The organism is Acidovorax sp. GW823-FHT01C06, assembly GCF_058798375.1.
In genome coordinates, this window is sequence record NZ_JBXAKN010000005.1 from 117,701 (window position 1) to 139,841 (window position 22,141).

At 69.9% G+C, this 22,141-nt stretch carries 23 protein-coding genes; 12 read left to right on the top strand and 11 right to left on the bottom strand.

Features of this window, described 5'->3' with window-relative positions:
* Positions 1 to 66 precede the first annotated feature (66 nt).
* The 3 genes from AC1RCS_RS12780 (at position 67) to AC1RCS_RS12790 (ending at position 2,389) form a co-directional block, all read left to right on the top strand.
* Positions 67 to 429 carry a hypothetical protein gene (locus tag AC1RCS_RS12780; protein WP_492245086.1) on the top strand — a complete coding sequence of 121 codons (363 nt, stop codon included), beginning with the start codon at positions 67 to 69 and terminating at the stop codon, positions 427 to 429.
* Positions 426 to 1,616 carry a phospholipase A gene (locus AC1RCS_RS12785; RefSeq protein WP_369643539.1) on the top strand — a complete coding sequence of 397 codons (1,191 nt, stop codon included), beginning with the start codon at positions 426 to 428 and terminating at the stop codon, positions 1,614 to 1,616. The genes AC1RCS_RS12780 and AC1RCS_RS12785 overlap by 4 nt, the downstream gene beginning before the upstream one ends.
* A gap of 383 nt (positions 1,617 to 1,999) precedes the next feature.
* Entirely contained in the window at positions 2,000 to 2,389 is a 390-nt protein-coding gene (locus AC1RCS_RS12790; RefSeq protein ID WP_010466226.1) for a hypothetical protein, read from the top strand.
* Positions 2,390 to 2,484: 95 nt separating this feature from the next.
* On the opposite strand, the gene AC1RCS_RS12795 is transcribed toward AC1RCS_RS12790, so the two are convergent.
* Positions 2,485 to 2,964 carry a universal stress protein gene (locus AC1RCS_RS12795; protein ID WP_218296886.1) on the bottom strand — a complete coding sequence of 160 codons (480 nt, stop codon included), beginning with the start codon at positions 2,962 to 2,964 and terminating at the stop codon, positions 2,485 to 2,487.
* A 132-nt stretch (positions 2,965 to 3,096) separates the two neighbouring features.
* Between AC1RCS_RS12795 and tgt the strand changes: the two genes are divergently transcribed.
* The 5 genes from tgt (at position 3,097) to AC1RCS_RS12820 (ending at position 8,265) form a co-directional block, all read left to right on the top strand.
* Positions 3,097 to 4,269: a tRNA guanosine(34) transglycosylase Tgt gene (gene tgt / locus AC1RCS_RS12800; protein ID WP_492245085.1), complete on the top strand. Its 1,173-nt coding sequence runs from the start codon at positions 3,097 to 3,099 to the stop codon at positions 4,267 to 4,269.
* 109 nt (positions 4,270 to 4,378) lie between these two features.
* Positions 4,379 to 4,846 (top strand): hypothetical protein, encoded by a 468-nt coding sequence (locus AC1RCS_RS12805; RefSeq protein ID WP_255591624.1) that lies wholly within the window; start codon positions 4,379 to 4,381, stop codon positions 4,844 to 4,846.
* A gap of 80 nt (positions 4,847 to 4,926) precedes the next feature.
* Positions 4,927 to 6,069 (top strand): GGDEF domain-containing protein, encoded by a 1,143-nt coding sequence (locus AC1RCS_RS12810; protein ID WP_492245084.1) that lies wholly within the window; start codon positions 4,927 to 4,929, stop codon positions 6,067 to 6,069.
* A 65-nt stretch (positions 6,070 to 6,134) separates the two neighbouring features.
* On the top strand, positions 6,135 to 6,704 hold the full coding sequence (locus AC1RCS_RS12815; RefSeq protein ID WP_218296883.1) for a LuxR C-terminal-related transcriptional regulator: 570 nt from the start codon (positions 6,135 to 6,137) through the stop codon (positions 6,702 to 6,704).
* Between the two features lie 145 nt (positions 6,705 to 6,849).
* The gene (locus AC1RCS_RS12820) at positions 6,850 to 8,265 is read left to right on the top strand and encodes a GGDEF domain-containing protein (RefSeq protein ID WP_218296882.1); all 1,416 of its coding nucleotides are present in this window, start codon (positions 6,850 to 6,852) and stop codon (positions 8,263 to 8,265) included.
* 27 nt (positions 8,266 to 8,292) lie between these two features.
* Here the strand turns inward: AC1RCS_RS12820 and AC1RCS_RS12825 are convergent, their stop codons facing one another.
* The 5 genes from AC1RCS_RS12825 to AC1RCS_RS12845 all read right to left on the bottom strand — a co-directional run bounded on the left by AC1RCS_RS12825 (position 8,293) and on the right by AC1RCS_RS12845 (position 12,804).
* A complete protein-coding gene (locus tag AC1RCS_RS12825) occupies positions 8,293 to 9,711 on the bottom strand; it encodes an FAD-binding oxidoreductase (protein ID WP_492245126.1) in 1,419 nt (472 codons plus the stop codon).
* A 21-nt stretch (positions 9,712 to 9,732) separates the two neighbouring features.
* Positions 9,733 to 10,788 (bottom strand): serine endopeptidase, encoded by a 1,056-nt coding sequence (locus tag AC1RCS_RS12830; RefSeq protein WP_218296880.1) that lies wholly within the window; start codon positions 10,786 to 10,788, stop codon positions 9,733 to 9,735.
* Between the two features lie 76 nt (positions 10,789 to 10,864).
* Positions 10,865 to 11,668, bottom strand: coding sequence for a DUF2145 domain-containing protein (locus tag AC1RCS_RS12835; RefSeq protein WP_492245125.1), 804 nt, complete (start codon positions 11,666 to 11,668; stop codon positions 10,865 to 10,867).
* 77 nt (positions 11,669 to 11,745) lie between these two features.
* Complete coding sequence (locus AC1RCS_RS12840; protein WP_218296879.1) at positions 11,746 to 12,201, bottom strand: hypothetical protein; 456 nt, start codon at positions 12,199 to 12,201, stop codon at positions 11,746 to 11,748.
* 105 nt (positions 12,202 to 12,306) lie between these two features.
* Positions 12,307 to 12,804, bottom strand: coding sequence for a YiaA/YiaB family inner membrane protein (locus AC1RCS_RS12845; protein ID WP_492245083.1), 498 nt, complete (start codon positions 12,802 to 12,804; stop codon positions 12,307 to 12,309).
* Between the two features lie 269 nt (positions 12,805 to 13,073).
* Here AC1RCS_RS12845 and AC1RCS_RS12850 point away from each other — a divergent pair, with 269 nt between their 5' ends.
* Both AC1RCS_RS12850 and AC1RCS_RS12855 read left to right on the top strand, forming a co-directional pair.
* Positions 13,074 to 14,255, top strand: a complete 1,182-nt coding sequence (locus tag AC1RCS_RS12850; protein ID WP_492245082.1) for a saccharopine dehydrogenase family protein — start codon at positions 13,074 to 13,076, stop codon at positions 14,253 to 14,255.
* Between the two features lie 106 nt (positions 14,256 to 14,361).
* Positions 14,362 to 15,264, top strand: a complete 903-nt coding sequence (locus tag AC1RCS_RS12855) for an EamA family transporter (protein WP_492245124.1) — start codon at positions 14,362 to 14,364, stop codon at positions 15,262 to 15,264.
* An 18-nt stretch (positions 15,265 to 15,282) separates the two neighbouring features.
* Here the strand turns inward: AC1RCS_RS12855 and AC1RCS_RS12860 are convergent, their stop codons facing one another.
* Entirely contained in the window at positions 15,283 to 15,798 is a 516-nt protein-coding gene (locus tag AC1RCS_RS12860; RefSeq protein ID WP_218341274.1) for an Lrp/AsnC family transcriptional regulator, read from the bottom strand.
* 161 nt (positions 15,799 to 15,959) lie between these two features.
* Here AC1RCS_RS12860 and AC1RCS_RS12865 point away from each other — a divergent pair, with 161 nt between their 5' ends.
* Together AC1RCS_RS12865 and AC1RCS_RS12870 are read left to right on the top strand one after the other, a co-directional pair.
* Positions 15,960 to 16,976, top strand: a complete 1,017-nt coding sequence (locus tag AC1RCS_RS12865; RefSeq protein WP_218296875.1) for a 1-aminocyclopropane-1-carboxylate deaminase — start codon at positions 15,960 to 15,962, stop codon at positions 16,974 to 16,976.
* Between the two features lie 274 nt (positions 16,977 to 17,250).
* On the top strand, positions 17,251 to 18,246 hold the full coding sequence (locus AC1RCS_RS12870) for a Bug family tripartite tricarboxylate transporter substrate binding protein (protein WP_492245081.1): 996 nt from the start codon (positions 17,251 to 17,253) through the stop codon (positions 18,244 to 18,246).
* A 34-nt stretch (positions 18,247 to 18,280) separates the two neighbouring features.
* Here the strand turns inward: AC1RCS_RS12870 and AC1RCS_RS12875 are convergent, their stop codons facing one another.
* The 4 genes from AC1RCS_RS12875 to AC1RCS_RS12890 are packed head-to-tail and all read right to left on the bottom strand — an operon-like array spanning position 18,281 to position 22,128.
* Positions 18,281 to 18,889, bottom strand: a complete 609-nt coding sequence (locus tag AC1RCS_RS12875; RefSeq protein ID WP_218341272.1) for a glutathione S-transferase — start codon at positions 18,887 to 18,889, stop codon at positions 18,281 to 18,283.
* Between the two features lie 14 nt (positions 18,890 to 18,903).
* Positions 18,904 to 20,616, bottom strand: a complete 1,713-nt coding sequence (locus tag AC1RCS_RS12880) for an FAD-dependent oxidoreductase (RefSeq protein WP_492245080.1) — start codon at positions 20,614 to 20,616, stop codon at positions 18,904 to 18,906.
* Positions 20,613 to 21,356 (bottom strand): SDR family NAD(P)-dependent oxidoreductase, encoded by a 744-nt coding sequence (locus tag AC1RCS_RS12885; protein ID WP_218296871.1) that lies wholly within the window; start codon positions 21,354 to 21,356, stop codon positions 20,613 to 20,615. The genes AC1RCS_RS12880 and AC1RCS_RS12885 overlap by 4 nt, the downstream gene beginning before the upstream one ends.
* Positions 21,357 to 21,375: 19 nt before the next feature.
* Positions 21,376 to 22,128, bottom strand: coding sequence for an SDR family NAD(P)-dependent oxidoreductase (locus AC1RCS_RS12890; RefSeq protein ID WP_218296870.1), 753 nt, complete (start codon positions 22,126 to 22,128; stop codon positions 21,376 to 21,378).
* Between the last annotated feature and the right edge of the window lie 13 nt (positions 22,129 to 22,141).

The window sequence follows — 22,141 nt, forward strand, 5'->3', positions numbered from 1 at the left end:
TTTGATAGCTATCAGCGCTTATCCTACAAGCGCCCACCGCCGAAATGAACCACAATCTACGGCGGCGTGCCCCGCCGCGGCGGACAGGGGCCACCCGCGCCTGCGGGGCCGCTGGCTGGCCGAGCCGCCGCCCCTGCGCCGGGCGCCACGGCCACGCCGCAGCTGGGGCACCACGCCGCACTGGCACACAGCGTGCGTGGTACCGTGCAGCGTGGCGGCACCACGGCGCCGGTCAGCGGCGACGCCGATGGCGGCGACCCGACCCTGGAAGAATCGATCAACGGCATGAACATCAGCACCCCCTGGACGGGCCAGGTGGTGGATGGATCGTGCGGCAAGGAAATACGCGGAACATGGAACAACGCCACCCCCACCCCTTCAGCTCCATCGGCCCCTTTCGCGCTGCTCAGGCAGGCGGGGTGGCCATGACCGCCACGCCCGCCGCCGCGCCATCGCGTCGCACGCTGGCGCTGCTGGTGGCCGCCGCGCTGGCGCCCGCCGGCGCCGCGCTGGCACAGGCGGTGGCACCGGCCGGCGCCACCGCCTCGGCCGCCGGGGGCGCCGAGAGCGCCTGGCGCCGCTGCACCGCCCTGTCCAGCGACAACCAGGCGCGCCTGGCCTGCTTCGACCAGTGGGCCGCCGACCAGCAAAGCTGGAATGCGCCGGGCGCCTCCGCCGCCGCGTCGGCCGTGCCGCCGCCCGTGGACACCACCCTGCCCGCCACCCGCGTCATCGACGTGGCCCGCACCGAGGGCTGCCGCGACCCGCAGTACAGCGACCTCTCGCGCTTCTGGGAGCTGGAATCGGGCAGCGACTGCGGCACCTTCAGCTTCCGGGGCTACCGGCCCATCACCGTGTCGGTGGTGGCGTCGAGCAACGTGAACCGCCAGCCCACGTCCGACGCGGCGGACCACTCGGCCACCGAATCCACGCCCTACCGCCGCACCGAGAACCGCATCCAGCTGTCGGTGCGCACCAAGCTCGCGCAGGGCCTGCTCACGCAGGGCCACCCCACGCTCAAGGATTCCGTGTGGTTCGGCTATTCGCAGCAGTCGTACTGGCAGCTGTTCACGCCCCAGATCTCGCGCCCCTTCCGCGCCACCGACCACGAGCCCGAGGTCATGTACGTCTACCCCACCACGGCGCAGCTGCCGTTCGGCTGGAAGTGGCGCTACAGCGGCATCGGCCTGGTGCACCAGTCCAACGGCCAGAGCAAGCCCCTGTCGCGCAGCTGGAACCGCGTGTACCTCATGACCGGCATGGAGCTTTCCAACAGCTTCAGCGTGAACGCGCGCCTGTGGAAGCGCGTGCCCGAAAGCTCGGGCAGCGACGACAACCCCGGCATCAGCGACTACGTCGGCCGGGGCGAGCTGTCGGCGTTCTGGAACGTCAACAAGGACAACACCGTGGGCGCCACGCTGCGCCACTCGCTGTCGAGCAGCGACCGGGGCTCGGTACGCCTGGAATGGCTGCAGACGGTGGGCACGGGCCTTTTTGGCAGCAAGAGCAACCTGCGCCTGCACACGCAGCTGTTCAGCGGCTATGGCGACAGCATGATCGACTACAACCGCAAGCGCACCGTGTTCAGCCTGGGGCTGAGCCTGGTGGATTTCTAGCAGGGACATCCCCCTGAGGCGCTGTGCGCCGTCCCCCCGCGCTCGCTGCGCTGCGCTGCGCGGGCAGAGGGACGCAGCCCTCGCTGCGGGGCGGCCCTTGCTTGGCTGCTCTGGCGTGGGCCGCGCCAGTCGCATACGCCTTGGGCAACGCAACGGCCGGGCGCAACCAAAGGCCAGACGCGCCACACACTCCACTCACAACTCGTTACGACATCGCCCTCAAGTTTCGCGCGCTGGCGCCGGGGCGCCGCCACAATGGCACGCGCACAGAAACCAGCGCGGCCCTGGCGAACGGCTCCCGATAAGAGCCCCTTTCCCACCGTTTTACCTGCCATTGCCCGCACCGTGCGCCCTCGACAATGCCGACAGAGAGGAACACACCCATGGACATGCAATACCAGCTCAAGGCAGGCAGCTACTACCTCTACGACATGCGCGAGGCGCCCAGCGCCGTGACGGGTGAGCGCAGGTTCAAGCTGAAAACCGATACCGTGGCGATTGCGTTCGATGCGCACACGGGCGAGGTGCACCAGCACGGCAGCCCCACGCGCATCCAGTCCTGGGCCAACAACACGCGCCGCCGCCTGCGGGCCGCAGGAGCCCAGGACGTGGCCAACGACATCGTGGTGGTGTCGGGCCCGCTGCCCGTGGACGAGCTCAACAAATGCCTGTGGGTGCGCGGCTACGTGCGCCGCATGTTCTCGCGCCTGGCCACCCTGCCCCACGGCAAGCTGCAGCGGCCCGCGGCCGAACCGTTTCGCAAGGCGGCCTGACACGCCGGGCAACCGTCCTCCGAAGATCCCCGCCAGGGCCGCGCACAGCGGCCCTTTTCTTTTCAGGCCCCCCCGAAAAGATCTTGAACAGGTTCTCAGGCCTCGGTGTCCTCGGCCACGTCGCTTTCCAGCGCTTCCAGCACCTCGGCATGCTTGACGATGGTCACCGGCACCGGGCTCGCGTGCGCCACCTCCTGCGAGACCGAGCCCAGCAGCGCGCTGGTGATGGCGCCCTGCCCCTTGGCACCGATGATGACCATGTCGCAGCCCGAGCGCTCGATCATGTCCACCAGCGTGTGGGCCACGTCGCCCACGCCCACGTCGGTCTCGTAGGCCACGCCCGCCGCGTCGAGCAGCGCCCGCGCGGACGCCATGAGGTGCTGGCCGGCCTCCAGGCTGGCGGCGGCGATCAGGTCGGGGTCGCGCGTGGTCACCAGTTCGTACAGCGTGGCGGGTTCCTGCACGTTGGCCAGGACCACGCTGGCCTTCAGGCCCTGGCCCAGGAGCGCCAGCGCATGGTGCACGCCGTCCAGGGAGAGTTCCGAGCCATCCACGGCGATGAGGATCTTGAGCATGTTGTTCTCCTTGTGATGGGCTGGTAGCCCGTCTGGAACCAGTGTAGCGATGCGGCGCGCCAACGCCAGCCCATGTCCCTGCGGCCTGCCCGCACAAGGCGGGGGCGGCCCGTCTGGGACAATCGCCCCATCATGCTGCAGTTCGACCTCCTCAAAACCGACCCCACCAGCCACGCACGCCGTGGCACGCTCACGCTCAACCACGGCGTGGTGCAGACCCCCATCTTCATGCCCGTGGGCACCTACGGCACCGTCAAGGGTGTGATGCCGCGCAGCCTGCACGACATGGGCGCGCAGATCATCCTCGGGAACACCTTCCACCTGTGGATGCGCCCGGGCCTGGATGTGATGCAGAGCTTCGGCGGCCTGCACGGCTTTGAAAAGTGGGACAAGCCCATCCTCACCGACTCGGGGGGTTTCCAGGTCTGGAGCCTGGGCGCGATGCGCAAGATCACCGAAGAGGGCGTGACCTTCGCCAGCCCCGTCAACGGCGACAAGCTCTTCATGTCGCCCGAGGTGAGCATGCAGATCCAGACCACGCTCAACTCCGACATCGTGATGCAGCTCGACGAGTGCACGCCGTACGAGACCAAGGGCCACCTCACCACCGAGGCCGAGGCGCGCAAGAGCATGGAAATGAGCCTGCGCTGGGCCAAGCGCTCGCGGGATGAATTCCAGCGGCTGGAGAACCCCAACGCGCTGTTCGGCATCGTGCAGGGCGGCATGTACAAGAACCTGCGCCAGGAATCGCTGGAGCGCCTGGTCGAGATGGATTTCCCCGGCTACGCCGTGGGCGGCGTGAGCGTGGGCGAACCCAAGGACGAGATGCTGGACATCATGGGCCACACCCCGCACCGCCTGCCCGCGCACAAGCCCCGCTACCTGATGGGCGTGGGCACTCCCGAGGACCTGGTGCAGGGCGTGGCCGACGGCGTGGACATGTTCGACTGCGTGATGCCCACGCGCAACGCGCGCAACGGCACGCTGTTCACGCGTTTTGGCGACCTGAAAATCCGCAACGCGCGCCACAAGGCCGACCACCAGCCCCTGGACACCAGTTGCACCTGCTATGCCTGCGCGGGCAGCGCGGGCGTGTCGTGGGACGAGGGCGGGCGCGAGGGTTTCAGCCGTGCCTACCTGCACCACCTGGACCGCTGCGGCGAAATGCTGGGCCCCATGCTCACCACCGTGCACAACCTGCACTACTACCTGAACCTCATGCGCGAGGTGCGCGAGTCCCTCGACGCGGGCGCGTTCGCGCAGTTCCGGGCGCGCTTCAAGGCCGAGCGGGCCCGGGGCGTGTAACCACGATCGGAAGCTATAAAAACAATAGCCATCCGCGCTGGATAGACAAGCGCCAGAGGCCAAAATCATTCCAAAAATCCTGCACCAACTGCTGCGCTGGCCCGCGCGCATGCTGACCGGCCTGGGCAGCGGGCTGCTGGCCCTGCTGATCCTTTTCGAGGAATGGGGCTGGGTACCGCTGCAGCAGTTGCTGGCGCGCATCGGCCGCTGGCCTGGCCTGCGCTGGATCGAAGGCTGCGTGCGCGCCCTGCCGCCCTGGGCGGCGGTGGCCGTGTTCCTGCTGCCCACGGCGCTGCTGCTGCCCGTGAAGCTGCTGGCCCTGTGGGCGGTGGGCCGGGGGCACGTGGTGCTGGGCATGACCGTGATCGTGATCGCCAAGGTGGTGGGCACCGCCGTGGTGGCCCGGCTGTACAGCCTCACCCAGGCCGCGCTGATGCAGCTGCGCTGGTTCGCCTGGACCCATGCCCGCTGGATGGGCATCAAGCACGCCGTGCTGGAGCGCGCCCGCGCGTCATGGGCCTGGCGCGTGGCGCGGGTCATCCGGCGGCAGTGGCGGCTGCGCTGGCGCCGCCGCTGAGCGCCTCCCCCATCGCGACCACGAACCACAGACCACGGTCCCCGCCTGGGACCGCCACCAACCCGCCATTGCACCGCGACATGGGCATACAGCTTGACCTCCCCACCGTACTCCTGCTCTACAAGACCGCCCTGGTGGCCGGGGCCCTGAGCATCTTTCACGTCAGCCGGCATTCCTGCCGGCCCCAGGGGCTGCGGCCGCTGGCCGGGGCGTACCTGCTGCTGGCCATCGGCGCCGAACTGGCGGGCCGGGGCGAGTACCTCATCCTGCCGGACTGGCTCTGGACACACGGCAGCCTGCTGCTCGGCACGGTCGGCTATTGCCTCTTCTGGGCGGGCGTTCGGGCGCTGAGCGGGCGCAGGCGCATCCCGATGGGCTGGCTCGCCCTGGTGCCCGCGGGCTGGCTGGTGGCGGGCATCGCCACACAGTTTCCGCTGGACAACCTCCTGCGGGCCGGTGCCTTCCACGTGACGGCCACCGCAGCCCTGGTGGGCTCGGCCCATGAAATATGGCGCGACCGCCGCGCCGAGCCCCTGCCATCACGGGCCCTCCTGGCGGGGTTCCTGCTGGTCAGCGCCTTCATCTTCGCGCTGCGCCTGTTCTACATCGCCACCGAGAACGCCAGCTCCACCGGTTTCGCCCGGGCCTTCTACGTGCAGATGTTCTGCCACTTCGGCATCGCCCTCATGGTCTCGTCGCTCTCCAGCGAACGGGCCGAGGCGCGCCTGGAGCGGATGGCGCAGACGGACGCGCTCACGGGCGTGGGCAACCGCCACTGGGTCATGTCCCGGCTGCCCGCGCAGCTGCCGGTGGGCAGCGCCATCGCGCAGCTCGACCTGGACCACTTCAAGCGCATCAACGACCGCTTCGGCCACGCGGCCGGCGACCGCGTGCTGGTCGCCTTCGCCGAATGCCTGCGCCGCCAGCTGCGCGACTCCGACCTGCTCGCGCGCATGGGCGGCGAGGAATTCCTGGTCTACCTGCCCGATGTCTCGGCGGGCGACGCCGCCACCATCGCCCAGCGCCTGTGCACGGCCGTGGCGCAGATCCGGCTGACCAAGAATGGCGAGGACATCCCCGTCAGCGTGAGCATCGGCCTGGCCTGCGTGGCCCGCGCCGGCGGAACCTGGGCCGACTGGCTGAGCGCGGCCGACCACGCGCTGTACGACGCCAAGAGCGCAGGCCGCAACCGCGTGGCGGTGGTGCACGAACGCCCGGCCTGAGCCGCCCCTCCCGGCCGGGCGCGGACACACCGCGCCAGGGGGCGGTTGCTGCAGAATGCCACCCCATGCCCGCACCCCCCGCCGTTCCGAACGAGGCGCTCGCACTGGCCTTTCACCTCGCGCCCGTGGGCATGTGCGTGACACGCGACCGCGCCATCGAGCTGTGCAACGATGCCTTCGCCCACATGTTCGGCCATGCCCAGGCCGAGCTGCTGGGCCAGCCGCTGGCGCCGCTGTACCCGTCGTTCGACGAGTTCACGCACACCGGCCACCGGGGCCTGAAGGCCATGCGCGACACGGGCGGCTACAGCGACGAGCGCATCATGCGGCGGCGCGACGGGTCGCTGTTCTGGTGCCACGTGGCGGGCCGCGCGCTCGACCGGGCCGACCCGTTCGCGCGCGCCGTGTGGATGTTCGAGGACATCTCGCACCGCCGCCCCGTCAGCACGCCGCTGACCGTGCGCGAGCGCGAGATCGCGCAGCACATCGTCACGGGCGCCACCAGCAAGCAGATCGGGCGCCACCTGGACATCAGCCACCGCACCGTGGACGCCCACCGCGCCCGGCTCATGCGCAAGCTGGGCGCCAGCAGCACGGGCGAACTGGTGGCGCTGCTGCTGGCAGGCCCCCCCTGACCCTCGCGGCGGGCGTTTGAAATCGTCAACAACGGTGTCCCGGGGGTGCCGGGCGAGTCCCCCACCACGCCCGGCCCGGGGACAATCGGGGGCACCCCCGCCCACCGCCGCCCCCGCCCTCCCGCCGATCCACCGCCATCCACCCATGTACCGCCCTTTCGCGCTCCTGCGACCGCTTCCGCCGCCCCTGGCCTGGCTGGGGCTGGCCCTGCTGATCTTCGCCGCCTGCCTGGTGGGCATCTTTGCGCGGCCCATCGGCTTCCTGTCGGCGTTCTGGCCCGCCAATGCGCTGCTGCTGGGACTGCTGGTCCGCTACCCCCGGCTCGCGCGGCCGCCGGCCTGGGTGGCGGCCGCCGTGGGCTACCTGGCGGCGGACCTGGCCACGGGCAGCGACTGGTCCATGGCACTGTGGCTCAACGGGGCCAACATGCTGGGCGCCACGGCGGGCTGGCTGGTGCTGCGCCGCCTGGACGAACGCATCCGGCGCCTGCAGCGCACGGTGTCTGCGCTGTACCTGCTGGTGGCGGCGCTGGTCGCCAGCACCGTGGGGGCCCTGGCGGGCTGCGGCGCCGCGCCGGTGTACTTCGATACCCCCTGGACCGACCTGCTGTCCCTGTGGTTCAGCACCGAACTCATGAACTACATGCTCATCGTGCCGGTGGTGCTGGCCGCGCCCCGCGCCGACGACCCGCCGCCCGCCATGAACGCCCCGCAGGGCCTGCCGGGCGCATCGCTGTTCTGGCGCGTGGCCCCCGTGAGCTCGCTGCTGCTGGCCGAGGGCATCCGCACCGTGGTCGGCGGGCCCGGCATGCTGGCCTTCGTGGTGCCGGGGCTGCTGTGGTGCGCGCTCAGCTACAGCCCGTTCACGTCCAGCCTGCTGTCGCTGGTGGTGTGCCTGTGGACCATGGCCGGGGTGGCCACGGGCGTGCTCAACTTCACGCCCGCGCATGCCAGCGACGTGTTCTCGCTGCGCGTGGGCGTCACGCTGCTGGCGCTGGGGCCGCTGGCCGTGGCCTGCGCCAGCGCCGCGCGCGCCGAGGCCCTGCGCCGCCTGGACCACGCCGTGCGGCACGACGACCTGACCGGCGTGCTCGCGCGCCGCGCGTTCCTGCAGCAGGGCGAGCGGCTGGTCGCGCGCTACCAGCGCGAATCCGCCGGCCTGGCCGTGCTGATGGTGGACGTGGACCATTTCAAGCAGGTCAACGACCAGCTGGGCCACGGCGCGGGCGACCAGCTCCTCGTCGGCCTCGCCCAGGCCATGGCCGGCGCGCTGCGCCCCCAGGACGTGCTGGGCCGCCTGGGCGGCGAGGAGTTCGCGGTGGTGCTGCCCGATGCCTCGCCCGCCGAGGCGCACGCGATCGCCGAACGCCTGCGCAAGGTGGTGGAGCAGCAGACCTTTGGCGCCGCCGGGGGCGTTCCACGGCATGCCACCATCAGCATCGGCCTGGTGCACAGCGCCACGCTGGGCGGCGATGCAGACATGGACATGCTGCTGCTCGCGGCCGACGCGGCGCTCTACCGCGCCAAGGCGCAGGGGCGCAACCGGGTGATGATGGGGTAGCCCCCCGCGCCGGCCCGCGGCGTCCCTCTACAGATACTGCGCCCAGAGCATGTTGGTCATCCGCCCCGCGGGGTCCCAGACGGCCTTGGCCGCGCGAAACCGGTCCGCCTGCGGGTAGGCCGCCGCGAATTGCGCCCGCGTGGCATGGCGCTGGTAGGGCAGGTAGTAGGTGCCGCCATGCTGCAGGGCCAGGTCGATCAGCGCACGCGTCCACAGAGCCACTTCGGCACAGGCCTCGGGGCGGGTGCCCTGCTTGTAGTACAGCACCCACGAAAACACCTCCTCGCGCGCCCAGGCCATGATGGCATCGGGGTCGGGCGGCGCATGGCGCACCGAGATGTTGAGCACCTGCGCCCCATGCTGCTGCAGGATGCGGGCCAAGCCCCGCGTGAAAACGGCGAACCGGGCCACGGGCACAAAGTACTCCTGCAGCACGTAGGTGGACTGTGCGCGGCTCGCGGGCTCCAGCGAGGCGGCATCCAGGCTGGCCTCGTGGTTGCGCCACACCACCGGCTGGCCACGCAGCAGCGCCGGGCGCACCACCTTGTGCTGCAGCTGGTGGCCGCCCGGCAGTTCGGTCATGGCCCAGATCACGCTCTTGTCCAGGTCATACCGCTGGCCGCGCGGCACCAGGCGCCCGGGCATGGTCACGGGCTTGTCGGTGCGGGCCCAGGTCACGGCGGTGGCGCGGTCGAAACGGGGGGGCAGCAGGTCGGCGTTGTGCATCACGGCCCGCGCGTTGGCGGCCACCCTGGCGGCAAAGAAGCCGGGGTAGTCGTCCAGCGCCACCTGGGCCACGGTGCGCTCGATGGCGGTGTTGGCATCCAGGTCCAGCTCCACCTCGGTGATCACCCCCAGCCCGCCATAGCCGCCCAGCGCGGCACGGAACAGGTCGGGGTGCTGCTGGCGGCTGGCCTCGCGCACCTCGCCGCTGGCCAGCACGATCTGCAGGGCCCGCACGGACGCGCCGATGGGCCCGTGCCCCACATAGCGGCCATGCACGTTCACCGACACGGAACCGCCCACCGTGAAGTTCGAGTAGCTCTGCATGGTGCGCACCGCCAGGTCGTGGGGATCCAGGTGGTCCTGCAGGTCGCGCCAGCGCATGCCGGCCTGCACGCGCACCGTGCGCGCCCCGGTGTCCAGCCACACCAGGGCATTCATGCCGCGCATGTCGATGTGCAGGCCGCCTTCCACGCCGACCTGGCCGCCCATGCTGTAGCGCCCGCCGCCCACGGCCACCGCGCCGGGCCAGTTGCGCACGGCCTGCGCCACGTCCTGCAGGCTGGCGGGCACCACCACCCGCGACACGCGCACGGGGTACAGGCGGGTCACGTTCTCGATCAGCGCCCCGGGCGCACTGTGGGCCGTCAGCGGCGCACAGGCCCCCGCCAGTCCGGCGGCGGCCAGCGCGCCCAGAAGCTCGCGGCGGCGCAGCCCCCCCATGGGTGTCACGCGGGGACCCGCTCAGTCATCCCGCGCCAGCCGCACCCCCGCGCCCGTGCCGCAGGCATGGCAGAAGCGGGCGAAGGCGCTCTTGCGCGTGGTGCAGGTGCCGCAGTGGTCGAACAGGCCGATGCCGCAGTGCGGGCAGAAGTCGATCTTCTCGTTCTTCAAGTCCACGGGCCGCTCGCAGCCGGGGCACACGCTCTTGGCCAGGCGGGCCAGGGCCACGTCGTAGCTCAGCTCCTTGCGGCGCTCCTGGTCGGGCAGGGTTTCGGCCAGCTTCTGGCGCTCCAGGTAGCGGTTGAGCGCGAGGATGGCGTAGCGCCCCACCAGCGCCGTGATGCCGATGCCCACCACGTAGCGCACATAGCCGCCGTAGCTGGGCAGGTAGGGCACCAGCTCCACGAAGAACGCGAACAGCGCGAAGAAGATGAAGCCCCACACGAACGGCCAGTAGGTGCCCTTGCGCTTCTTCACGAACAGCCAGCCGGCGATGGCCAGCAGCGGCAGGGTGAGCGCCAGGCGGTACAGGAACACGCGCAGCTCCACCTTGCGGCGCTCGGCCTCCAGCTTCACGTAGCCATCGGCTTCCATGCTGTTCAGGCGCTCCTGCGTGGCCGCCGCCGCCTGGCGCGCGTCGAGCGCGGCCTGCTGCTGCAGCTCCACCGCCTGCTGGGTCTTGCGCTCGGCGAGCTTGAGCACATCGAGCGCCTGGGTGCGCGCAATGACCTCCGGGTCCTGGTCGGCGCGCTGGGTGGCCGAGCGGGTGGAAAGCCAGTTGTTGAAGGTCTCGCGCGCGGCCTGCGTTTCGCTGCGGGCCTTGCTGCGCTGCAGCTGCGCCTGCTCCAGCGCGGTCTGCGCGTCCTGCTCGGCCTGGCGCGCGTCCTTGACCTGGGCGCGCAGCTTTTCGGCGGCCGGCTTGTCCAGGAAGTCATCCACGCGCAGCGGCGTCTCGACCTTGGGCAAATCGCCCACGATGGTGCCGCCCAGCCCGATGAGGAAGCTGGCGAACACCAGCGCCACCAGCCACAGGCCGCGGCGGAACCATTTTTCAGACAGCCGCAGTGATTTGCTCATGATCATTCCCCTCTGTAGATACTATGCATTTGATAGCTGCCAGCGCTTACCAGTCAAGCGCAATCGGCCCATTTCATCAAATCTTCACGGTCAGCACCACCGGCGCGGCCGCCAGCTGGGCCCGCTGCAGCCAGGCCAGCACCGAATCGACCGTGACGGTCTCGATGCGGTCCGAGAACCGCTTGTCGCCCGGGTGGTCGTCGAACGCGATGTTGGCCGAACCCACGCGCCCGCCCATCCGCGTGAGCGGCCCGAGCTTGAGCGTGGTCGGCTCGTAGCCCTTGAACTGCAGCCAGGCCTGCGCCTGCTCGCGGTTGCGCACCGTGGCGGGCTCCATGGCCACGGCCAGCGTTTCCAGCGCCCATTGGTTGGACTGCTGGTACTTGCGGCCCCACACGTAGCTCACCATGCTGTAGGGCGGGTGCTGCAGCGTCCTGGTGCGGGCCTTGTCCTGCAGCACGGCCAGCAGGCGCTGCTGCACCTCGGGCGTGGGCACGGCGTAGACGGCCTCGTAGCGCCACAGGTCGTCCAGGAAGAACTCGCCCAGGCCCTGCCGGTACAGGTGCCCCACGGCCGTGCCGCATTCGTTGAGCTTGTGGGCCACGCGCCAGGGGCCCTCGGGTGTCTTGTAGGCCCAGCCCAGGTGCGAATAGCGCAGGCCGTACTTGCTCAGGTCCTGCCCGGCGCGGGCGAGCACCACCACCTGGGCGCCAGACTTCGCATGCTCCGCGTCGAGCGCGGCGGAGGTCTGCTGCGCCAGTTGCATGCCGCGCTCGATCACCTTGGCCGGCACGGGCTTGGCGGCCTCGCAGGAGCGGCCCGCGTGGGCCGCTGGCGCCGCCAGCAGGGCCGCGCCCGCCACCAGGGCCAGGCCGAGCATGGCGGGGCTGAAGGAGCGCACGCGGGCATGCGCCGGGGTCGTCACGGTCATCTGCTGCACATCCATGGCGGTGCCCCTTACAGGCGCTCGTTGTGCAGCAGCGCACGGCCGATGGCGTTGGGCACGAAGGCGATCGCCTCGCCCGCCACCGACAGCACCACGCCCGTGCCGATCACGCTGCAGGTCACCACCGTGCCCACGGTGTGCGCCGATGCGCCCACGCCCCGGCCCGCCACCTCGACGCTGACCTGGGCGCCGTCGGAGGCGCGCTCCAGCAGGTACACCGTGCCGGTGGCCGAGGCCTCCACCGTCTTCACGGTCAGCACCGCACCGGCGACCGACAGGGCGGCAGGCACCGCCACGACCGCGCCAGCGGCGGCGGACGCCACCGACGCCGTGCCCACCACCGAAGCGACAGGCAGCAGCGACAGCGCGGCCGAGGCCTCGCTCTGGGCCCGTGCGGGCAGCGCAGCCAGCGTGCACAGCAGGCCGGCGGCCAGGGCAAGGGTCAGGATCTTCGGCAATTTCTTCATGGTTTCACTCCTCACAGGAGGTGCTGCGCAGTAGCGCGGCAGCACCGGTTTTTTTCAGGGCAACCTCCGAGCATCCGCCATAGCTCCATGGCGAACGCCGGAAACTCAGCTGGCGTTGTTACCAGACGTAGCAGCATGTGCTGCGGCAGCTTCGCGGCGGCCTTGCAGGCGCGCTTCCAGCAGGTCAGCCTCGTGGCGGTCGCGCAGCATCTTGGCCAGCGTGAAGGCGGTGGTGATCAGGTACAGCCAGCTCACACCCAGGAAGGCCTTGTAGGTCACGTTGATGTCCATGCCGAACAGGCCCCAGCCCGTGAGGCCCATGGCCACGGCGAATCCGCCCCAGACCACCAGCTTCCACATGGGCGTGTCGCCCGCACCGCGGCGCGCGGCGCTCTCGTTGTCCCGCACGAACTTGGCCAGCACGAACGCGGCCGAGAGGCAGAACACATAGCCCATCACCATGAACGCCTGCTCCAGCTGCTGGCCCGGCAGCCAGGCCAGCCCCACGGCGCACAGGAAGACGGCGATGCCGAACGAGACCCACACCTGCAGTTGCCAGGCACGGGTGTCACGCTGAACGAGGAAGGGGGCATTGGATGACATACAGAGGTGGGGCCCTTGTCAGGCCCGTGGTTGAACACGGACCGCATGGTGCCGGGCCCGGCCCCCGCCGCCCCCGCCGGGTTGCGCCAGTGGCGGCAGTCCGGCTTCACGGTATCGCCAAACGATACTTTTTGCCCATTGCAAGCGGCACCTGGGCGACATGCCGGCACCCGCTTGTCTTTCACAATCGCATCCCAGCAGCCGGCGGCCGCCCGCGGCGGCGCCCGCCCCTTCCCCCACCCGCACGCAGCAGTGCACGGAGACAGCCCATGACCAAACCCTTCGATCTTGTCGTCCACGGCGCCACCGGCTTCACGGGCCGCCTCGTGGTCGAGTACCTTTTGCAGCGCTATCCCACCGGCAGCGGCCTGCGCTGGGCCATGGGCGGGCGCAATGCCGACAAGCTCGCCGCCGTGCGCGACGAAGTGGGCGCCCCGGCCGACACCCCGCTGATCGTGACCGACAGCACCGACCCCGCCAGCCTGCAGGCGCTGATGGACCAGACCCGCCTGGTGCTGACCACCGTGGGGCCCTACCAGCTCTACGGCAACGAACTGGTGGCCGCGTGCGCGGCGGCCGGCGTGGACTACGTGGACCTGTGCGGCGAACCCGCGTGGATGCGCCAGATGATCGACGCGCACGAAGCCACGGCCCGGGCCAGCGGCGCGCGCATCGTGTTCTCGTGCGGGTTCGACTCCATCCCGTTCGACCTGGGCGTGTACCTGCTGCAAACCGAGATGAAGGCCCGTTTCGGCCACCCCGCGAGCCGGGTGCGCGGACGGGTGCGCAAGATGAAGGGCACGTTCTCGGGCGGCACCGCCGCCAGCCTGAAGGCCACCATGGCCGCCGCCGCCACCCACCCCGCCGTGCTGGACCTGCTCAAGAACCCGTTCTCGCTCACGCCCGGCTTCGAAGGGCCGCGCCAGCCCTCGGGCAACAAGCCCATGGTGGACGAGGCCCTGGGCGAAGGAGTGTGGGTGGCCCCGTTCGTGATGGCCGCCATCAACACCCGCAACGTGCACCGCTCCAATTTCCTGCTGCAGCACGCCTACGGCACCGACTTCGTGTACGACGAAATGCTCATCACCGGCCCCGGCGAAAAAGGCGAGGCCATGGCCAATGCCGTGGCGGGCGACAAGTCGCTGGGCTCGGACAAGGGCCCCAAGCCCGGCGAGGGCCCTTCGCGCGAGGAACGCGAGAACGGCTTCTACGACGTGCTCTTCCTGGGCACCGACGCCGCGGGCAACAGCCTGCGCGTGGGCGTCAAGGGCGACCGCGACCCGGGCTATGGCTCCACCTCCAAGATGATCACCGAGGCGGCCGTGTGCCTGCTGCAGGACGCCACGGACACCCCCGGCGGCATCTTGACCACGGCGCCCGCGCTGGGCGGCAAGCTGATCGCGCGGCTGCAGGCCCACGCGGGGCTGAGCTTCGCGGTGGAAGCGGCGTAACGCCCCGGGGTGGGCCCGGGCATGTCCGTTTTCGCACCAGGCCGGTCGTGAAACGCGCGGCCACGGACCCGCCGGTGCACCGAAAATACAGGGCATGAACACTGCCCTGCGCCCCCGCGATCTCGCCCTGGCCCTGCTCGTCATCGTGGTCTGGGGGCTCAACTTCGCCGTCATCAAGGTGGGCGTGGCCGGTGTGCCGCCCCTGCTGCTGGGCGCGCTGCGCTACCTGCTGGCGGCGTTTCCAGCGCTGCTGTTCGTCAAGCCCCCCAAGGTTCCGCTGCGCCTGTACCTGCTGTACGGCATGACCATGGCGGTGGGCCAGTTCGCGCTGCTGTTCACCGCCATCCACATCGGCATGCCGTCGGGCCTGGCCTCGCTGGTGCTGCAGTCGCAGTCGTTCTTCACGCTGCTGCTGGCGGCCTGGTGGCTGCGCGAGGCATGGCAGGGCAACCAGGTGGCGGGCCTGGCGCTGGCCGGCGTGGGGCTGGTGCTGATCGGCAGTGCCCACGGCGCGTCGATGCCGCTGGCGGGATTCGCACTGACCGTGGGGGCGGCGGCGATGTGGGGCTGCGGCAACATCGTCACGCGCGCCGTGGGACGCTACGGGCCGATGAACCAGTTTGCCTTCATCGTGTGGTCGAGCGTGGTGGCGCCGCTGCCATTCGTGGCGCTGTCCTTGCTGCTGGACGGGCCCGCGGCCGTGTGGGCCGCCGTGCAGCACCTGTCGCTGAAATCCATGGCCGCCGTGGCCTACATCGCCTGGATCTCCACGCTGCTGGGCTTCGGGCTGTGGACGTATCTCATGTCGCGCTACCCGGTGAACCGCGTCGCCCCCTTCACCCTGCTGGTGCCCGTGGTGGGCCTGACCACGGGCTGGTGGGTGTTCGGCGAGCAGTTGTTGCCCGTGCACTTTGCGGGCGCGGGGCTCTTGATGGCGGGGCTGGTGGTCAACGTGTTCGGCGGTCCGGCCTGGTCGGCCGTGGTGGGGCGCCTGCGCGGCGCCCCGTGAGCGGAGGGCTGGCCGCCGCTACAGCGCCAGCGGCAGCTCGGTGGTGGACAGCACATTGCGCAGCACCATGAACGAGCGCACCTGCCGCACGCCCGGCAGGTAGAGCAGCTGCTCGGCATGCAGCCGGTTGAAGCTGTCGTTGTCGCGCGTGCGCACCAGCATGAAGTAGTCGAACTCGCCGGTGACCACATGGCATTCCATGCAGCCGGACACCTTGGCCGCCGCCTTTTCAAACTCGGCAAACGACTCGGGCGTGGAGCGGTCCAGCACCACCCCAATCATCACCAGCATGCCCGCGCCCACGGCCTGGGGGTTGAGCAACGCCACGATGCCGTCGATGAGCCCCAGGCGCTTGAGCCGCTCCACGCGGCGCAGGCAGGCGGGCGGGCTCAGGTGCACCTTCTCGGCCAGCGCCACATTGGACAGCGAGGCATCACGCTGCAGCTGGCGCAGGATGGCCTTGTCGGTACGGTCCAGCTCGGCCGACACATCGGACTGCGGCACATTCTTGGCACGAACTTTTGTTGTGCGCATATTGATCTGTGAGAAATATTAGTTTTTCATATTCTCATACACAAACCTGAAACGCTGAAATCAGGAAGAAATTCGCAACCACTGTATGCGCGTGTTTTCCTACGATGAAGGCACTGCAAGCCACCTCTTGCACCATCCCTTCCATCGACCGGAAACCCGCCATGAACCTGCAGAAATTCGCCCGCCACCCGCTCACCTTCGGGCCCTCGCCCATCACCGCGCTGCCGCGCCTGTCGGCCCACCTGGGCGGCAAGGTGCACCTGTATGCCAAGCGCGAGGACTGCAACTCGGGCCTGGCCTTTGGCGGCAACAAGACGCGCAAGCTCGAATACCTCATCCCCGAGGCGATCGCGGGCGGCTACGACACGCTGGTCTCCATCGGCGGCATCCAGTCCAACCAGACGCGCCAGGTGGCCGCCGTGGCCGCGCACCTGGGCATGAAATGCGTGCTGGTGCAGGAGAACTGGGTCAACTACTCCGACGCGGTGTACGACCGCGTGGGCAACATCGAGATGAGCCGCATCATGGGCGCAGACGTGCGCCTGGACGCTGCGGGCTTCGACATCGGCATCCGCCCCAGCTGGGAGCAGGCCATGGAAGACGTGAAGAAGGCGGGCGGCAAGCCCTTCCCCATCCCGGCCGGCTGCTCCGAGCACCCGTACGGCGGCCTGGGCTTCGTCGGCTTTGCCGAGGAAGTGCGCCAGCAGGAGAAGGAGCTGGGCTTTACGTTTGACTACATCGTCGTGTGCTCGGTCACGGGCAGCACGCAGGCCGGCATGGTGGTGGGCTTTGCGGCCGACGGCCGGGCGCGCAAGGTGATCGGCATCGACGCCTCGGCCAAGCCCGAGAAGACGCATGCCCAGGTGCTGCGCATCGCGCAGAACACGGCCAAGCTGGTGGAGCTGGGCCAGGAGATCACGGCCGAGGATGTGGTGCTGGACACGCGCTACGGCGGCCCCGAGTACGGCCTGCCCAACGAGGGCACGCTCGAAGCCATCCGCCTGTGCGCACGCCAGGAAGGCATGCTCACCGACCCGGTGTACGAAGGCAAGTCCATGCACGGCATGATCGACATGGTGCGCAAGGGCGAATTCCCCGAAGGCTCCCGCGTGCTGTACGCGCACCTGGGAGGGGTGCCGGCGTTGAACGCCTACAGCTTTCTTTTTCGCAACGGCTGACGCACCGCCGCGCGAGGAAACCGAGCAACAGCGCCTGTGCCGGCTGGCCGGGCTGTCCGTGATCTGAGCGCCCCCCGCTCTGCCCTCACAAGACCTGCGCATGCCGCCCGGTCTTCCACCGCCATGGTCCCGTGCCCTCATCTCATCGCCCTGGCGGCCTCGACAACTCCGCAGTAGCGACAGGCGTGGCCAGAGCGAGACGAAGACTGGCGCGCCTTCCCCTTGTTCACAGCCGCAACGCAGGGTGAACAACCCGCACCAGAAGGACCGCCACATGAAATGCCCACAGCCCAAAAGACGCACCAGCGTCGCCTTGTTGTTCATGGCAGCCATCGCAGGCTTGGGTTGGGGGCGCATGGCGCACGCCGATGGCTACCCCGCCAAGCCGGTGCAGCTGGTGGTGCCCTTTCCGCCCGGCGGGGCCGTCGACATCGTGGGCCGGCTCATCAGCAAGAAGCTGGGCGAACGCCTGGGCCAGGCGGTGGTGGTCGAGAACAAGGCGGGTGCGGGCACCATCGTGGGCGCATCCTTCGTGGCCAACGCTCCGGCCGACGGCTACACGCTGCTGATCAGCTCGGGCTCCACCTTCACCGTCAACCCGGCGCTCAACAACAAGCTGCCGTACGACCCGGTCAAGAGCTTCGAGCCCATCGGCATGGTGGCGCGCGTGCCGCTGATCCTGCTGGCCCACCGCGATGTGCCGGTGGCCAACCTCCCGCGGCTGATCGCGGCGGTGAAGCGCGCTCCGGACAAGTTCTCCTACGGCTCGTTCGGCAGCGGCACCACGGGCCACTTTGCCGCCGAACTGATGTGGTCGGCCACCGGCATCCAGCTGATGCATGTGCCCTACCGCGGCAGCGCACCCGCCATGAGCGACCTGATCGGTGGGCAGATCCCGTTCACCATCGACACGGTGGCGGCCGCGCTGCCGCAGCTCAAGGGTGGCAAGATCAAGCCCATCGTGGTCACCGGCGCGGCGCGGGCCACGCAGCTGCCGGATGTGCCCACGGTGGCGGAAAGCGGCTTCGCGGGTTTTGCCGCGGATTCGTGGCTGGCCGTCGTGGCGCCGCGCGGCCTGCCCGCCGAAGTCAAGGCGAAGCTGGGCAAGGCCCTGGCCGAGACCATGGCGGATGCCGAGATCCGCAGCAAGCTCATCGCCAGCGGGCTGGAGCAGTCCTATGCCAGCGGCGACGCCGTGCTGGCGCGGATCGAGGACGAACTGCCGCGCATGCGCGCGATCGCCCAGCGCGCGAACATCCGGGCGGAGTGAGCGCGGCAGCGATGGGGCGCTGGCGCGCGCCGGATCACAGCGCCCAGCTCGCCTGCAATGATGGACGCTTTGAAAATGCCTCGTACCAGGCCGCAACGGCGGGATGGCGCTGGCGCCATCCGAAGTCCGCAAACCTGAGATCCAGGTACCACAGCGCACAGGCCACCGTGAGCGTGCCGATGTCCAGCCGCTGCGGCGCGATGAGTGCGGGGTTCGCGGACAGGTGGGCCAGCGAAGTCTCGGCCTTGTCCAGCTGCGCGGCGCGCCACTCGGGCCAGCGCAGCGGCTCGGGCCGCGCCACGTCCTCATAGCGGGCGATCAGCGCGCCGTCGAGGATGCCGTCTCCGAGCGCCTGCAGCGTCAGCGCATTCCAGCGCGCATCGCCACTGCGGGGAAACAGCGTTCCGTTGCCGATCTCGTCGAGGTATTCGCAGATGACGCGGCTGTCGTACAGCACGGCGCCCTCGTCGGTGATGAAGGTCGGCACCTTGCCCAGCGGGTTCCTGGCGATGATGTCCTGGTCGCGCCGGACCGGGTTGGCGTTCGATGGCAGCAGCTGCACGCGGTCGCTGAGGCCCAGCTCGTGCGCCGTCACCAGGCACTTACGCACATAGGGAGAGAACGGAGAGAAATAGATCTGCATGGAAGTTCACCGGTTCATGGATGGGAAGGCGCAGCCTGCGCCAGCTGGCGGCCCGCGATCCACCCGAAGGTCAGCGCGGGCCCCAGGGTGATGCCCGGCGCGGGGTACTCGCCGCCCATCACCGAATGCATGTCATTGCCCGCCGCGTAGAGGCCCGGGATGGGCTGGCCGGCGGCATCGAGCGCCTGGGCATTTTCGTTGCAGGCAATGCCCACGGCCGTGCCGATGTCGCCCGCGAACACCTTCACGGCATAGAACGGGCCCTGGCGCAAGGCACCGATGCAGGGGTTGGGCTGGTGCGCCGCGTCGCCCAGGTAGCGGTTGTATTCGGTGCTGCCCTTGCCGAAGTCGTCGTCGCGCCCCTGGTCGGCCTGCGCGTTGAAGCGCTCGGCCGTGGCCTGCAGCGCGGCGCCGCCGATGCCCAGGGCATCGCCCAGCGCCCGCAATGTCGGCGCCTTCACCAGGTAGCCGGCCTTGACGAGGTGATCGCGCGGCCGCCCGCCCGGCAACGCCAGGCCCATGCCCCATTGCTCCATGAAGTCGCTGTCGCAGACCAGGTAGGCCGGCAGCGTGGGCACCGTGGCGTGGGAGCGGTACATCGCCCGCACGAACTCGTGGTACGAGGTCGCTTCGTTGACGAAGCGCTGGCCGGCCCCGTTCACGGCCATGAGGCCGGGCTTGGCGCGGTCCCACACCAGGTGCGGGTAGCGCACGACCGAGCCATCGGGCCGCTGCAGCACGGAGACCGGGGCCCAGAACGCCGGACTGGTGTGGCCTTGCCCCAGCGTGGCACCCGCCTGGCGCGCCAGCGCGATGCCCTCGCCCCGGTTGCCCTGCGGCGACATGGACCAGGGCCCCGTCGGCGCGGGGTAGTGCGCACTGCGCAGTTCCTCGCTCCAGGGGAATCCCCCCGTGGCCACCACCACGCCGCGGCGCGCCCGCACCTGCACCGGCTTGCCCGCGCGCACCAGCGAGACGCCCACCACCGCGCCATGGGACACGTCCAGCTTCTCCACCGGTGTGTCCAGCCAGTAGTCGATACCACGGTCGATCACGCTCTTGAAGAGGCGGGCCGCCAGCGCATTGCCCAGCACCAGGCGCGTGCCCCGGTGGTAGCCGCGCAGCCGGTCGGCGAAGTAACGCAGCACGAGCTTCATGCCTTCGCGCCAGGACGTGAACGAGCGCGTGACCGCCAGCAGGTGCCTGGCGTCGGTCATGTTGACCATCATCCCGCCCAGTACCATGAACTCGGGCAGGGGGTCGCGCAGTTCCCGGAAATGCGCGCCCAGTTCCCGCCCGTCGAACGTCGCCGGGTCGAGCGAGCGGCCGCCGAAGGCCGCGCCCTCGCGGTCGGGGTAGTAGTCGGGGGAGTAGCTGCGCGCGACAAGCCGCACCGCGGTGTGCTTCTCGAAGTAGTCGACCATGCCGGCGCCGTGGCGCAGGAAGGCCTGCTGCATCCCGGCCGGCGCCGCGTCGCCCACCGTGTTGCGCAGGTAGGTCCACACCTTCTCGAAGCTGTCGGGGTGGCCCACCCGCGCCGACTGCGCATTGAGCGGCGCCCACACGGCCCCGCCGGACACGGCGGTGGAGCCGCCCACGCGGTCGGTCTTCTCGACCAGCAGCACGCTGCAGCCTTCGATCTTCGCGGTCAGCGCGGCGGCCATGCCGCCCGCGCCCGCGCCGATCACGACGACGTCGTACTCGGCATCCCAGTGGGGGGCCGTCATGCGCCCGACCCACCCAGCGACTTGCCGCCATCGACGAACAGCACCTGCCCGGTGATGAAGCCGGTCTGCGGCGACACGAGGAAGGCCACCGCCTGGGCGATGTCTTCCGGCCTGCCGGCCTTGCCCGTGGGCTGCAGCGCGAGCTGCGCCGCCAGCCGCTCGGGCGTGAGCGCGCGCAGGATGGGCGTGTCGATCAGCCCCGGCGCGATCGCGTTGACCAGGATGCCGCGCGGTGCCAGCTCCATGGCGCTGGCGCGCGTGTAGCCCACCACGGCGGCCTTGGAGGCCACGTAGTGCGGGTGATTCTTCGCCCCCAGGTACGCGCGCGAAGCGATGTTCACGATGCGGCCGCCCTCGGGCATGGTCTTGGCCACTTCCTGTGTGAGCGTGGCCACGGCGATGAGGTTGACCTCGTAGGCACGGCGGAAGTCGTCGTTGCTCACCTCCAGGAACTTGCGCTCGTCGAAGATGCCGGCGTTGTTGACCAGAGCGCGCACTGGGGGCAGGGAGTGCACCAGGCCGCGCACGGCCGCTTCGTCCGTCAGGTCGAGCACGCGGCACTGCACATCCAGGCCCAGGCCCTTCAAGCGGCCGGTCTCGCGCTGCGCCAGGGCTTCATCGCGGTCCACCATCACCACGGCATAGCCGTCGCGGGCTAGGCGTTCGACCGTGGCCAGGCCCATGCCGCCGGCACCGCCGGTGACCAGGGCAATCGGTTTGCTGTTGCTGTTGTCGTCCATGTGTTTGCGAAGATTCCGATCAAGCCGAGAGAAAGCCGCCATCGACGGGCAGCACCACACCATTCACATAGCTGGCCATGTGGGAGGAAAGAAAGACCACGGGTCCGACGATTTCCTCGACCTCGCCGCCGCGGCCCGCGGGCACGCGCTTCATGTACCAGTCCGTGCCGCCGGGCACGGCCAGCTGCGGGGCGACCATCTCGGTCAGCATCAGCCCGGGCGCGACCGCATTGGCGCGCACCCCAAAAGGCGCCAGGTCGCGGGCCAGCACCTGGGTCAGCGAACGCACGGCGCCCTTGGAGGCGACATACCCCGCCGACGAGATGCCGCTCACAAACGCCACGATGGACGACAGGTTCACGATGCACCCCCGGGTCTTCTTCAACGCCGGCACGAAGGCATGCGTGACGTTGAACAGGCCCTGCAGGTTCACGTCGATGAGGCGGTCCCACACCTCGGGCGCGTGCGGGTCGTCGATGCGCGCGCGGCCGGAAATGCCTGCGTTGTTGATCAGCACGTCGATCGGGCCGATGCGCGCCTGCAGGTCCGCGGCGCAGGCCTGGACGGCGGCCCGGTCGCACACGTCCAGCACCACGCTCCAGGCCTCGCCGCCGGCATCGCGGATGCGCCGGGCCGTGGCCTCGGCCTTGTCCGCACCGATGTCGGCGCAGATCACCTTGGCGCCCTCGTTCGCGAAGCCCAGCGCAATGGCCGAGCCCAGCCCCCCGCCGGCGCCGGTCACCAGCGCGAGCTTGCCTTTCAACAAATCCATCCAATTTCTCCTG